Consider the following 13,511-nt stretch of genomic DNA (forward strand, 5'->3'; position numbering starts at 1 on the left):
CGTGTCACCATTGCCTTGGTGCCGCACCGTCGTTGCCGCAACACGTGGAGTGACCATGACCATAGGCGAAGATCTTCGCGCGGCACGCAGGCGCGCGGGGGTCAGTCTGGGCCGGCTTGCCACGATGACAGGCGTTTCCGCAGGTCATCTCAGTCGCATCGAGCGGGGTGAGCGCGAGGCGACCCCGGCGGTGGTCCGGCACTACGAGGTCGCTCTGGCCGCCCCGGCGGTTCCCTTCCCGGCAACCGAAACCCCCCTTTCCGGAGACCCCGGCACGTGTACCTTCGATGACATGAAGCGCAGAGGCCTACTCTCGGTCATCGCCGCGGCTTCGGTGGGGGTGGCCACGGGCGAGCCCCTGACCCGGCTGCTTGACAGTTTGTCGACCGAGGCGCCAAGTCTCGTCGGCCTGCCCGAAGTGCGGGCGGTCGAAGCCGCCGCCGATCTCTACATGCGCATGGACCTCGCCCGGGGAGGCAACGCCGCCACCGCCATGGCACGCGGCTCCCTCGAATGGGCCGTGAAGCTCCGCGACCGTCCCATGGCCGAGCCCGTCCGCGACCGGCTCAGCTCGGCCATCGGGCTGCTGGCCGACCGCGTCGGCTGGGCCACCTACGACCAGGGCCGGCTGGAGCAGGCGACCCGTCTGCTCACCTTCGCCCTCGACTCGGCGGCGCGCGGCGCCGACCGCGACCTGCGGGCGCACACAATGCTCGACCTGTCGGTCGCCTTCGCCGACATGGGACGGCCGCGGGACGGCGTCGAGATCCTGCGCATGGCCCTCGGCGACGAGCGCATCTCCAGCGCCGAGCGGGCCAACGTCCACGCCGTCGCCGCCCGCCACTGCGCCGCGGCGGGTGACCGCCCGGCCGGCCTGCGCCACATCGGCCTGGCAGAGGACGCGCTCGCCCGGGCCGAGCCCGCGTTGGCCCCCGACTGGGCGCGCCACATCACCGTCTCTCCCGGCCACCACGACAGTGCGCTCGGCCTGGCGTTGTTCCAGCTCGGCGAGGACGAGCGGGCGCGCGTCCGCCTCGGCGCCGCGCTGGAGCGGCTCGGCGAGAACCGCACGCGCACGGGCCTTCGGTGCCTGACGCGGATGGCCGTGCTGCGCATCCGCGAGGGCGACCGCGAGGGGGGCGCCGAGGAGGCGCGCCGCGCGGTCGTCCTGGCCTCGGACGTCCAGTCGGCGCGGGTCGCCAAGGACCTGCGCATGATGATCGACGGCGTGCGCCAGTGCGGCATGCCCGAGCTCGCCCGCGAGCTGTCCGGTTCACCGACCGCCGTCTGAGCCCTGTCCAAACCCGCCCCGCGCCCGCCCCGCGCCCTGTCCGAGCCCTGTCCCCGCCTCGTCCGGGCTCGGCGCACACGGTCGTGCGGCACTCGGCGGATCGGCCGTGGAAGTAGCCCGTCCGGGCCCGGCCGCAGCGCCCGGGCGGCCCCTGACAACCGGGCGTCTTCCCGGCCGGTCTGAGTACCGGACCTGAGCCGAGAAGCTCATGCCGCGCAGGTAAAGAGCAAGTAGATTGCCGTTTGGGGGAAGTTTCACGACAAACGTACACAGGGGGCGGGATGAAGGCCCGTATCGCGGGCGTCGCGGCGTATCTGCCGGAACGCTCCATGACCAGTCGCGAGGTCGAGTCGCGGATCGAGGGATACGTCCCTTCCCGCGGCGTCATCGAGCGCATCACGGGGATCAAGCGGCGCCACGTCGCCGCGGACGACGAGCAGGCGTCGGACCTCGCGGTCGCCGCGGTGCGCCGCCTCCCCGGCGGTGAGGACGCCAACCTGCTCATCTTCGCGTCGGCGTCACAGGACATGGTGGAGCCCGCCACGGCGCACATCGTCGCGGCCAAGCTCGGCCTGACCTGCCCGGTCTTCGACGTCAAGAACGCCTGCAACAGCATGCTGAACGGCATCCAGGTGGCCGAGGCACTCATCCGCACCGGCGTCCACCACAAGGTGGTGGTCTGCACCGGTGAGATGCCGTCCCGCGCCGTCCGGTGGCGGGTCGCGAGCCGGGCGCAGTTCGCGGACGCCTTCGCCGGGTACACGCTGTCGGACGCGGGCGCCGCGGTGCTGCTCGCCGCCGACCCCGGCCGGGGCATCTTCTACCGCGCCTTCTCGGCCGGCTCCACCGCCTGGGCGGCCGGCACGCTGCCCGGCGGCGGCTCGGCCCACCCGCGCGACCCCGAGTACTCCTACTTCAGCGGGGACGGCCGGCGGCTGAAGGAGGCGTTCGAGCTGGTCGGTCCCGACCTGTTCCTCGACGCGCTCAAGTGCACCGGCCTGACCTGGGATGACTTCTCGGTCGTGGCCGTGCACCAGGTGGCGATGCCGTACCTGGACGTGCTGGCCCGCGCGCTGGGCATCCCCGGCGACCGGCTCGTCGTGACGCTGCCCGAGCACGGGAACTGCGCCTCGGCCACCCTGCCGCTCCAGCTCGCGGCGGCGGGCGCCGCGCCGGGCGACCGGGTGGCGCTGCTCGGCCTCGGCGGCGGCATCAGCCTCGGCGTGTTGTTCGCGGACCTGTGATGGACGGCCTGATGGACCTGTGGGTGGTCATCCCCGCCTACAACGAGGCGAAGGGCATCGAGGCGACCCTGCGCGCGCTCGAAGCCCAGGACGACCGCGCGTTCACGCTGGTCATCGTCGACAACATGAGCACCGACGCGACCGCCGACATCGTCACGGCGTACGCCGCCGGGTCGTCGATGAGGATCGAGCTGGTCAGGGAGCCGCACAAGGGCACGGGCGCGGCCTCCGACACCGGGATGCGGCATGCCATCGCGCGCGGCGCCACCCACCTGCTGCGGACCGATGCCGACTGCCTGCCGCGCGCCGACTGGGTGCGAGCCATGAAGCGCGGCTTCGCCGACGGCCTGCAGATGGTCGGCGGGCTGCTGCGGCCCCGCACCGACGAGTTCCCGCTGAAGTTCTGGGAGCGGCGCCTGCTGCCGTTCGTGGTGGAGGTGGCGGCGGCGTTCGGGCGCGTCCGCCCGGGCAACCGCGACGCCGCCTATCTCGGTCCGTACGTGATGATGCCGGGCGCGACCGTGGGCATCACCGCGGAGCTGTACGAGCGGGCGGGCGGGTTCCCGCGCACGGCGATCGAGGAGGTCCACGAGGACCGCGCGCTGGTGAACCGCGTGCGCGCGCTGACCCGCGCGTACGGCACGCGCCGGGACGTCGTCGTCTACGGCTCGGTGCGGCGGCTGCGCGCGTACGGGCTGGCGGGGACGCTGGCCTGGTACGCCGACCACCACTACCGTCCCGACGTGGTCGACGTCCGGTGAGGCCGCGGGGCGCCGGGCGGGCGATGGCCGCCGAGAACCGCCTGTACCTGGCCGCCCATCCGGTGGCCTACCCCCTGATGCGGCTGCTCGCCCGGTTCGGGCCGGTGGTGCGGGCGCCCGGCCTCGGGGTCGTCGTGAACGACGCCGCGACCGCGCGGGCGGTGCTCACGGACGAGCGGTTCCGCAAGGACGGCCCCGGCTCGCCCGGGGACCTGTGGACGCCCGTGCTGGGGCCGTCGGTGCTGCTCAACATGGAGGGCGAGGGGCATACCGAGCTGCGGCGCAAGCTGGCGCCGCTGTTCGCGCCCGCGCAGGTCGAGGCGCTGGTGGCGGACGTGCTGGAGGTCCCGCTGGGCGAGCTGTCGGCGCGGCTCGCGCGGGGCGAGTCGGTGGACCTGGTGGACGAGATGCGGCTGATGGCGGGCGCGGTGATCTGCCGGTTGATCGGCATGCGGGAGGTCTCGGCGCGCGACGCCCGGTCCCTGTTCGCCGACGGCGAGCGGGTCGTGTCGATGGTCTCGCTGCGCTCGCGCCGCCTGTCGCACCGGCAGGTCGCGGTGGCCCGCCGGGTGCTGGACCGCGTCGGCGCCATCGCGGCCGCCGCCTACGACGACGGCGACGAGTCGACGGTCGTAGGACGCATGCGCGCGCTCGGGCTGTCCGCCGCCGAGGCGCGCGGGGCGGCGGGCGCGTTCTTCCTGACCGGCACCGAGACGGTGGCGACGTTCGTCCCGCGGCTGGTCGCCCTGCTCGACGACGCGGGCGTCCGGGTCGAGGGGCCGGAGGAACTGGACCGGGCGATCGAGGACGCCATGCGGGTCACCACCCCGACGCCGGTGATGCTGCGTTCGGTGGCGGCGCCCGCGCGGGTGGGCCGCGTGCGGGTGCGGCCGGGGGACCGGGTGGTCATCGTCACCCACAACTGCGCCCGCGCCTTCGGCCCGTTCGACCCGGTCGCGAAGCATCCGCCCGAGTTGCGGCGGCTGTGGTTCGGGGCCGGGCCGCACTTCTGCGTCGGCTACCCGCTGGCGATGGCCGAGATCCGGGCCGTGGCGGGGACGCTGCTGGCGCTCCGGCCGCGCGTGACCAGGCGGAAGGCGGCGCGGGGCGTGCTCATCCCCACCTATGAACACCTGTGGATAACCTGTGGATGACGTGTGGATGGCTGGGAAAACCGACATCGTGGCCGGCATCCTGGACGGTCCCGGACGGCCGGGCGCCGTCGCGATGGTGGACGGGCGCGGGCGGACGCTGACGTACGGCGAGCTGCGCCGCCGCGTCCGGGCCGTCGCCGGGGCCATGACGGGGCTGCGCCCCGGGGACGGCGTGCTGTTCGCTGTGCGCCCGGGGCCGGACGCCGTCACCTCCGCGCTCGGCGCGGTCGCCGCGGGCGGGATGCTCGTCCTCGCCGACCCCGGCCTCGCGCCCGAGGTGGCCGCCGCCCGGCTGGCGCTGACCCGGCCCCGCTGGGTGGTCGCCGACGCGCTGGTCTACGCCCTGAGCGGCCCGCTGCGCCGCCTCGCTCGCCGCCGCGGGCTGCACCTGCCCCACCTGCGCGAGCCGGTTCCGGGATCCGCGGTGAACCACCTGTACGCGGGTCCGTGGCTCCCCGGCGTCCCGCGCGGGGCCCTGAGCCTGCGCGCCCTGGAACGCGCGCCGAACGGCGCCGCGCCCACCTCAGGCTGTGACAGGGATGCCGACGTGACGGGGAAGGCCGCGGGGTCCGGGCAGCCCGCCGTCGTCGCGTTCACCTCGGGGACCACCGCGAGCCCGCGCGGCGTCGTCCACACGCGGAACTCGCTGGCCGCGGGGTCGGCCCTGTTCCGCGCGGCCGTCCCGCTGGGCGAGGGGGACGTGGTCCACACCGACCAGCTCATGCTGGGCCTTCCCGCGCTGATGGCGGGCGCGACGTGGTCGCTGCCGGGCTCCCGGCCGCTCGCGGACGAGCTGGCCGCCCGCCGGGCCACGCACGCGTTCTGCGTCCCCGTCCGGCTGGACCGCGCCCTGCGCGCGAACCCGGCGCTGCCCGCCACGCTCCGCTGCCTGCTGCTCGGGACGGCCCCCAGCCCGCCGGCCGTCCTGCGGCGCGCCCGGGCCGCCGCGCCGCACGCGGACATCCTCTCGGTGTACGCCATGACCGAGGCGCTGCCGATCGCCGTCGCCTCCGCCGAGCAGAAGCTGACCTGCCGGGACGGCGACCTGCTGGGCCCGCCGCTGCCGGGGGTGTCCGTCCGGATCGGCGAGGACGGCGAGCTGTTCGTCTCCGGGCCGCAGCTCGCCCGCGGCTACCTCGGCGAGACCCCGCTGCGGGAGGTCGCGACGGGCGACCTCGCCCGCCTCGACGCGCACGGGCGGCTGGTGTTGCTCGGCCGCAAGAAGGACATGATCCTGCGGGACGGGGTGAACATCTACCCCGGCCTGTACGAACCGGCGGTGGCGGCGCTGCCGGGGGTGGCCGAGGCGGCGATCATCGGCGTGCCGGACCCGGGGACCGGCGACGAGGAGGTCGTGCTGGCCCTGGTCGCCGACGAGGGGTTCGACGCGGCGGCGGTGCGCCGGGCGCTGCCGGACATCGTGGACGCCGGAGCGCTGCCCGACCGGCTGGCGCTGGTGGAGGCGTTCCCGCGCGGCGGGCGCAACGGCAAACTCGACCGCGCCCGCCTCCGCGAGGTGATCGGCGGGGCCCGTCCATGAACGGGCCACCGGGGTTCCCGGACGGGCACGGCGTGTCATGAGGGTGGCGGTGACCGGGGCGTCGGGGTTCGCGGGCGGGACCGTGGTGCGGGCGGCGGTGGCGCGCGGGTGGCGGGTGCACGCGTTCGGGCGCCGCCCCCCGAGCCGCGTTACCGGCGACCTCGGCGGCCTCGTCCGCGCGGGCGTCGTGCCGTACCGCTCCTGGGACGTCACCGGACCCGGCCCCGTCGACCCGCCGGAGGTGGACGCGGTGATCCACTGCGCGGGGACCGTCAGCGACTGGGGGCCGTCCCGCGAGTTCAGGCGGGTCAACGTCATCGGCACCGCCCGCGTCCGGGCGACGTTCCCGGACGCTCGGTTCGTCCACATCAGCACCGCGAGCGTGTACGACCCGTTCCGCCCGACCGTGATGGCGCGCGAGCACGAGTGCCACGCGCGGCGGTACGCCAACGCCTACGGGGCGTCCAAGGCCCTCGCCGAGCGCGTGGCCGGCGAGTCGGCGATCATCCTGCGGCCGCACGCCGTGTACGGGCCGGGCGATCCGACGCTGCTCCCCCGGGTGCTGGCGTCGGTGCGGGGACGCCGCCTGTGGGCGGTGGGCGACGGACGTCAGCGTGTCAGCCTGACCTCGGTGGACAACCTGGCGCAGGCGTGCCTGCTCGCCGCGTCGGGGCCGGTGGCGCGGGGCGTCTTCAACGTCACGGACGCCGAGCCGGTCGTCCTGGACGAGGCGCTGCGCTGGATTCTGCGCGAGCGGGGCATCGACGCCGAGCCGTTCTACCTGCCCGCGGCGCTGGTGATGCCGGTGGCGGGGGTGATGGAGGCGGTCTTCCGCGTCCTGCGCCGCCCGGAGCCCCCGCGCCTGACCCGGTACGCCGTGGGGCACCTGGCCGTGGAGCGCACGCTCGACATCTCGGCGGCGCGGGAGCGTCTCGGCTACCGGCCCGCCCCCACCTCGTTCCGGGGCGCCGCGTCCTGGTGAACGCCCTGCTCACGGGCACCCCGGGCGGCGGTGAATACGGATGAAGGCCGCGAAAGCCCTGAGTCTGCACGAAATCCTCAGCGCCAGTCACCACAAATACTTACAAGTCCTGACAATTGGCATTGCGGATGCGTCGCCCAGGTGCGACGGTCGAAAGAGAGCCGTTCGCGACGCTCGCGACGAAGACGTTCATGCACGAGAGGGGCGCCCATCGTGTCCGATCTCCCCCAGTTACCGTTCCCGCGACGCGACCGCCTGGCCCTGTCGCCGGTGTTCAGGGAACTGCGCGCCATCTCGCCGATCACCCGTGTGCGGACGAGCACGGGTGACGAGGCGTGGCTGGTCACCTCCTACGAGGAGGTACGGTCCCTGATCGGCGACGAGCGGCTCGGGCGCACCCATCCGGATCCGGCCAACGCCCCGCGCGTGTCCCACGCGATCATCGCGGGCGCGCCGAGGGGTGACTTCGACAAGGAGAAGACCGACCACGAGCGGATGCGCAAGATGCTCGCGCCCGCCTTCTCCGCGCGGCGCATGCGGATGCTGGCGGGCCGCGTCCAGGAGATCGTGGACGAACTGCTGGACGAGCTGGCCGCCAAGCAGCCGCCGGCGGACCTGCACGCGCACCTGTCCGTGCCGCTGCCCGCCCTCGTGATCTCCGAGCTGCTGGGCGTCCCGCGCGAGGACCGCGAGCGGTTCCGGGCGCTGGCCGACACGATGACCGACATGGCCAACCCGGGCAGGGCCCAAGCCGCGCTCGACGAGCTCAGCGGGTACATCCACGAGCTCATGATCGAGAAGCGGCGGAACCCCGCTGAGGACGTGTTCTCGGACATGGCCACGATGGACGCCGCGGACGACGAGATCGCCGAGCTGGGCGCGGTACTGCTGTTCGCCGGCCACGAGACCACGGTGAACCGCATCGACCACGGTGTCTCGTACCTGCTGACCAACCCCGCCCAGCGGGACGCGCTGGTGGCGGACCCCTCCCTGGTGCCGGGCGCGGTGGAGGAGATCCTGCGCATGTCGGCGCCGTCCGATTTCGGCGTGACGCGGTGGGCGCGGACGGACGTCCAGGTCGGGGACGTGACGATCCGCAAGGGCGAGGCCGTGATCATCTCGACCATGGCCGCCAACCGGGACGAGCGGGTCTTCCAGGATCCGGACACGTTCGACGTCCACCGGCAGGGCGAGGAGCCGCACCTGGCGTTCGCCCACGGCATGCACTACTGCATCGGCGCCAGCCTCGCGCGGGTGGAGCTGCGCAGTGTCTTCGGCACGTTGTTCACGCGGTTCCCCGCCCTGGACCTCGCGGTGCCCTTCGAGCAGGTCCCGATGCGCGTGGACCGGGTGACCGGCGGCTTCGAGGCGCTGCCCGTCGTCTGGTGACCCGCGCCCGCACCTTCTGATCGCGATCGACGCGCCCACGCGGCGCGTCGATCCTCTTTTCGGGGCCGTCTTTACGGGGCCGTCCGATCGGCCGACCGGTGATCACCGTCGTCAGCCAGGTGAACGACATGAACGCGGCGCGCCCGCCGCCTTTCCGGCCGACGGCCCGGCGGACACGATGCGGTAACGACGTGTGCCCAACCGGTCACTCCCGCTTGACAGCAAGCACGGACATGTCGTCTTATACACCTACCCGACTTATTAAGTAGGAATTAAAGGAGAGGTCAATGAAAGTACGCAGGCTCCGGGGGATGGCGGCGGCACTGGCCGCGGTCGCGGTGACCGCCCTCGCGGCGGCCTGCGGCGGAGGCGGCGACACGACGACGACCGCCTCGGGCGGCGCCGGGGGCGACACGGCCAAGACCGAGCTGCGGCTCGGCTTCTTCCCCAACATCACCCACTCCACGGCGCTGGTCGGCGTGAAGAAGGGCTTCTTCGAGAAGGCCCTCGGCAGCAACGTGACGCTGAAGACCGCCACCTTCAACGCCGGCCCGGCCGCCACCGAGGCGATCTTCTCCGACGCCATCGACGCCACGTACATCGGCCCGAACCCGGCCATCAACGCGTGGTCGAAGTCCAAGGGCCAGGCCATCAAGATCGTCGCGGGCTCCGCGTCCGGTGGCGTGTTCCTCATCGTCAAGCCCGAGATCAACAGCGCCGCCGACCTCAAGGGCAAGAAGATCGCGACGCCGCAGCTCGGCAACACCCAGGACGTCGCGCTGCGCTACTGGCTGCAGGAGCAGGGCCTGAAGACCGACACCAAGGGCGGCGGCGACGTGTCGATCGTCCCGCAGGAGAACGCCCAGACCCTCCAGACCTTCGCCACCGGCGACATCGACGGCGCGTGGGTGCCCGAGCCCTTCGCCAGCCGCCTGATCCAGGAGAGCAAGGGCAAGATCCTCGTCAACGAGTCCGACCTTTGGCCGAACAAGCAGTTCGTGATCACCCACCTGATCGTGCGGCAGCAGTTCCTCAAGGAGCACCCCGACATCGTCAAGAAGCTGATCGAGGGGCACGTCGAGGCGAACGCCTACATCAACTCCGACCCCGCCGGGGCCAAGGAGGCCATCAACGCCGAGCTGCAGGACCTGTCCGGCAAGCCGCTCAAGCCCGAGGTCCTGGACAGCGCCTTCAAGAACATCACCTTCACCAACGACCCGCTCGCTTCCACGCTGATCACCAGCGCCGACCACGCCCAGAAGGTCGGCCTGCTCGACCCGGTGGACCTGAACGGCATCTACGACCTCACGATCCTCAACGAGGTCCTGGCCGCGAAGGGCCAGCAGGCGGTGAGCGACAAGTGACCCGGCACGCCACGGGCGTACCACAACAGCCGAAGCGGCGCCCCCGATCCCTCACGGGGCGGGCGCCGGGTGAGGAGTCGAAGTGACAGCTCCTACTAAGGAGCTGCGCTCCAGCCGGACCGACGGGCACCAGCCCGCGGTCCGGCTGGACGCGGTTTCCAAGGTGTACGGCAGGGAGCTCCTGGCCCTGGACCGGGTGACCCTGACGGCGGCCCGCGGCGAGTTCGTGTGCCTGCTCGGGGCCTCGGGCTGCGGCAAGAGCACGCTGCTCAACCTCGTGGCCGGCCTCGACCACGCCACGGCGGGCGAGATCGACACCAAGGGCGGGCGCATCGCGATGATGTTCCAGGAGCCCGCGCTGTTCCCCTGGCTCACCGTCTCCGCCAACATCGAGCTGGCGCTCCGGGTGACCGGCAAGGGCCGGAGCACGACCAAGAAGGAGCGCCGCGAGCGGGCCGCCGAGCTGCTGGAGATCGTCCACCTGGGCGGCTTCGGCGCCAAGCGCCCCCACGAGCTCTCCGGCGGCATGCGCCAGCGCGTGGCCCTCGCCCGCGCGCTCGCCCAGGAGGCGGACATCCTGCTGATGGACGAGCCGTTCGGCGCCCTGGACGCGATGACCCGCGACCTGCTGCACGACGAGCTTGAGCGCATCTGGCGGGAGCGGGAGCTCACCGTCCTGTTCGTCACGCACAACGTGCGCGAGGCCGTGCGCCTCGGCGACCGGGTGGTCCTGCTGAGCAGTCGTCCCGGCACGGTGATCCAGGAGTTCCCGATCACCCTGGACCGGCCGCGGCGCACCGACTCCGGCGAGGTCGCCGCGCTGGCCGCGACGATCACCGACCGGCTGCGCCAGGAGGTCCTGCGTCACGCCAAGCCGGCGCGGCAGCCCGTCCCGGCCGGGGCGAGGGAGGACGAGCGGCCATGACGACCACCGAGATCTCCCAGAGCATCGCCGGCCTGGACGCGCTGGAGCTGTCCACCCGCGAGCGGCGCGGCCTGGCGTCCCGGATCTGGTCGCGGGCGTGGCCGATGTTCTCCGCCATCGTGCTGGTCTTCGCGATCTGGGAGCTGGTCGTGCTCAGCGGCTGGCGGCCCGAGTACGTCCTGCCCGGCCCCGTGACCGTCCTCGGCGAGTTGTGGACCCGGCTCGGCGACCCCGATTTCTACGACGCGATCTTCGTGACCATGCGCCGCGCCATCTTCGGGTTCGCGCTGGCCGTGCTGGTCGGGCTGATCGTCGGCGCGGCGGTGTCGCGGGTGCGGCCGCTGCGCGCGGCGTTCGGGTCGCTGATCACCGGGCTGCAGACCATGCCCTCGATCGCATGGTTCCCGCTGGCGATCCTGCTGTTCAAGCTGAGCGAGAGCGCGATCCTGTTCGTGGTGATCCTCGGCGCGGCGCCGTCCATCGCCAACGGGCTGATCGCGGGCGTCGACTACACCCCGCCGATCCTGCTGCGCGCCGGGCACATCCTCGGCCTGCGGCGGCTGGCCCTGTACCGGCATGTGATCCTCCCCGCCTCGCTGCCGTCGTTCCTGTCCGGGCTCAAGCAGGGGTGGGCGTTCGCGTGGCGCTCCCTCATGGCGGGCGAGCTCCTTGTGATCATCGCCCACCAGACCTCGATCGGCGAGCAGCTCGACAACGCCCGCGAACTGTCGGACGCGCCCGGCCTGCTGGCGACGATGATCGTGATCCTGGTCATCGGCATCGTGGTCGACATGTGTTTCGGCGCCGCGGACAGTGCCCTCCGGCGCCGCTGGGGGCTCGACCAACCAGTGGGCTGATGCGGATCTCAGCCAGGACACAGTACGCCCTGCGCGCCGCCGCGGAGCTGGCCGCCGCTCCTCCGGGCCCCGTGCCCGCCGAGCGGATCGCCAGCTCCCAGGACATCCCTCGCCGGTTCCTGGACAACATCCTGCTCCAGTTGCGGCGCGCGGGGCTCATCGAGAGCCAGCGCGGCCCCGACGGCGGCTACTGGCTCGCCCGGCCGGCCACCGAGATCACGCTCGCCGACATCATCATCGTGGTCGAGGGCGTCCCCTCGCACAGCGAGAGGTTCCCCGGCGTCGCCGGTCCGCTGGCGGAGGTGTGGACGGCGCTGCGCGCGTACGAGAACACGACGCTGACGGAGATCACCCTGGCGCACATCGCCAGCGGGTCGCTGCCGCCCCTTTCGTGATGCCGTCGCGGCCTGTCTGAGCCCGATGGCCACGGCGCATGTGGAAGACTGCGCATTTGCTGAATTATCGCTTCATCGCCCGCGAGGGGGCATCGCCAATGGGTAGTCCTGGGCAGCTCGTGGTCAAGCGGTACCGGCTGATGCGGGCGCTGGGCCAGGGCGGCATGGGCATGGTCTGGGAGGGGCACGACACGCTCCTGGACCGCCCGGTCGCGATCAAGGAAGTCCTGATCCCGGACACGCTCGACTCGCGGCAGCGGCTCAGCATGATCCACAGTACGGCGCGCGAGGCCCGCACGGCGGCGCGGCTCAACCACCGCAACATCGTGGGCGTCTTCGACGTGGCCGACGAGGACGGCCGTCCGTGGATAATCATGGAACTCGTCCCGTCCCGCTCGCTCGACCGGGTGATCGCCGGCGAGGGCCCGCTGTCGGTGACCCGCGCGGCGACGATCGCCACCGAAGTGCTCACCGCCCTGTCCGTCGCGCACGCCGCGGGCATCGTCCACCGCGACGTCAAACCGGCGAACATCCTCATCGGCTACGACGGACGGGTCGTCCTCAGCGACTTCGGCATCGCCACCTCTCCCGGCGACCCGCACGCCGCGCGCGGCGGCGGCGCGACCGGCTCACCGGGCTTCCTCGCCCCGGAACGCACGGGCGGCACCCCCGCCGGGCCCGCCTCCGACCTGTGGTCCCTCGGCGCGACGCTGTTCGCCACCGTCGTCGGGAAGCCGCCCTTCGAGGGCACCCGCGGAGCGCTGTCCACCCTGCTCACCCAGGACGCCGAGCTGGCCAAGGCCCCCGATGAGCTGCGGCCGGTCCTGGCCGGGCTGCTCGCCACCGACCCCGCCAAGCGCATGGGCGCCGCCGAGGCCAAGCGGCTGCTCGACGCGCTCGTCTCCCCGGCCCCGGCCCCCGTGCGGGGCGCGGGACGCCGCGGGCGAGTGCTGGCCGTCGTCGCCGCGGCCACGGCCGCCGCGGTGGCGATCGGCGGGTGGGCGGTCCTGCGCCCGGACGCGCCCGCGAACGCCGGTCCCGTCGGCGCCTCCGCGCCGGCCGCGCCCACGACCGCCGCCGCGCCGTCCCCCACGCCGACCCCGGTGGCGGCGCCCGTCCGGCTCAAGCTGAAGTGGTACGACAACGGCGCGGGATGGAAGGCCGCGGTGCCGAGGGGCTGGCGGCTGTCCATCCAGGAGGACTACTACACCTGGTCCGAGCCCGAGGGCATCGCCCACCTCGGGCTGGAGGTGATCCCCACGCTCGGGAGGAAGCCGGCCGACGTGCTCGAAGAGGTCGAGGCCTCGATGTCCCGGTCGGTGCGCAAGTACCACCGCGTCCGCCTCGAAAGGGTGCCGTCCAAGCGGGGGACCGTCGTCGCGGAGTGGGAGAGCACCTGGACCGGGCCGGGGTACCACTCGTGGGCGGTACGCGGGGTCGCCTACCGCGAGCTGCAGCGCATGATCGTCACCGGCGACCGGATCAGCGTCATCGACTGGTCGGCGACGGCCGCCCAGTGGGAACGGCTCAGGCCGACGATGGAGTCGGTGTTCAAGTACTACCGGCCGCCGGGCACGAACGGCTGACCCGCCAGGGACTCCCGGGCGGT

The 13,511-nt window shown here is 73.1% G+C and carries 12 protein-coding genes and 1 pseudogene; all 13 read left to right on the forward strand.

Annotation, left to right across the window (positions count from 1 at the left end; translation table 11 throughout):
- Positions 1–55: 55 nt before the first annotated feature.
- Positions 56–214 (forward strand): annotated as a pseudogene (locus AB0H21_RS23535) (helix-turn-helix transcriptional regulator); the annotation flags it as partial.
- A gap of 78 nt (positions 215–292) precedes the next feature.
- Positions 293–1,291, forward strand: coding sequence for a hypothetical protein (locus AB0H21_RS23540; RefSeq protein WP_358520654.1), 999 nt, complete (start codon positions 293–295; stop codon positions 1,289–1,291).
- A 281-nt stretch (positions 1,292–1,572) separates the two neighbouring features.
- Positions 1,573–2,535 (forward strand): 3-oxoacyl-[acyl-carrier-protein] synthase III C-terminal domain-containing protein, encoded by a 963-nt coding sequence (locus AB0H21_RS23545; RefSeq protein ID WP_358520073.1) that lies wholly within the window; start codon positions 1,573–1,575, stop codon positions 2,533–2,535.
- Positions 2,535–3,296: a glycosyltransferase gene (locus AB0H21_RS23550; protein ID WP_358520076.1), complete on the forward strand. Its 762-nt coding sequence runs from the start codon at positions 2,535–2,537 to the stop codon at positions 3,294–3,296. The genes AB0H21_RS23545 and AB0H21_RS23550 overlap by 1 nt, the downstream gene beginning before the upstream one ends.
- Positions 3,293–4,450: a cytochrome P450 gene (locus AB0H21_RS23555; protein ID WP_358520078.1), complete on the forward strand. Its 1,158-nt coding sequence runs from the start codon at positions 3,293–3,295 to the stop codon at positions 4,448–4,450. The genes AB0H21_RS23550 and AB0H21_RS23555 overlap by 4 nt, the downstream gene beginning before the upstream one ends.
- A 7-nt stretch (positions 4,451–4,457) precedes the next feature.
- Positions 4,458–5,990, forward strand: a complete 1,533-nt coding sequence (locus tag AB0H21_RS23560; protein ID WP_358520081.1) for a class I adenylate-forming enzyme family protein — start codon at positions 4,458–4,460, stop codon at positions 5,988–5,990.
- Positions 5,991–6,039: 49 nt separating this feature from the next.
- The gene (locus AB0H21_RS23565; protein WP_358520085.1) at positions 6,040–6,972 is read left to right on the forward strand and encodes an NAD-dependent epimerase/dehydratase family protein; all 933 of its coding nucleotides are present in this window, start codon (positions 6,040–6,042) and stop codon (positions 6,970–6,972) included.
- Positions 6,973–7,185: 213 nt separating this feature from the next.
- Positions 7,186–8,361 carry a cytochrome P450 gene (locus AB0H21_RS23570; RefSeq protein ID WP_358520088.1) on the forward strand — a complete coding sequence of 392 codons (1,176 nt, stop codon included), beginning with the start codon at positions 7,186–7,188 and terminating at the stop codon, positions 8,359–8,361.
- Between the two features lie 287 nt (positions 8,362–8,648).
- Positions 8,649–9,725, forward strand: coding sequence for an ABC transporter substrate-binding protein (locus tag AB0H21_RS23575; protein WP_358520091.1), 1,077 nt, complete (start codon positions 8,649–8,651; stop codon positions 9,723–9,725).
- 82 nt (positions 9,726–9,807) lie between these two features.
- Positions 9,808–10,650 carry an ABC transporter ATP-binding protein gene (locus AB0H21_RS23580; protein WP_358520093.1) on the forward strand — a complete coding sequence of 281 codons (843 nt, stop codon included), beginning with the start codon at positions 9,808–9,810 and terminating at the stop codon, positions 10,648–10,650.
- Positions 10,647–11,507, forward strand: a complete 861-nt coding sequence (locus AB0H21_RS23585) for an ABC transporter permease (protein WP_358520095.1) — start codon at positions 10,647–10,649, stop codon at positions 11,505–11,507. Before AB0H21_RS23580 ends, AB0H21_RS23585 begins: the two co-directional genes overlap by 4 nt.
- Positions 11,507–11,902, forward strand: coding sequence for an Rrf2 family transcriptional regulator (locus AB0H21_RS23590; RefSeq protein WP_358520098.1), 396 nt, complete (start codon positions 11,507–11,509; stop codon positions 11,900–11,902). The genes AB0H21_RS23585 and AB0H21_RS23590 overlap by 1 nt, the downstream gene beginning before the upstream one ends.
- 98 nt (positions 11,903–12,000) lie before the next feature.
- Positions 12,001–13,488, forward strand: a complete 1,488-nt coding sequence (locus tag AB0H21_RS23595; protein WP_358520100.1) for a serine/threonine-protein kinase — start codon at positions 12,001–12,003, stop codon at positions 13,486–13,488.
- Positions 13,489–13,511 lie beyond the last annotated feature (23 nt).

Origin of the sequence: Sphaerisporangium sp. NPDC051011 (genome assembly GCF_040653595.1) — a bacterium.
Lineage (GTDB): Bacteria > Actinomycetota > Actinomycetes > Streptosporangiales > Streptosporangiaceae > Sphaerisporangium.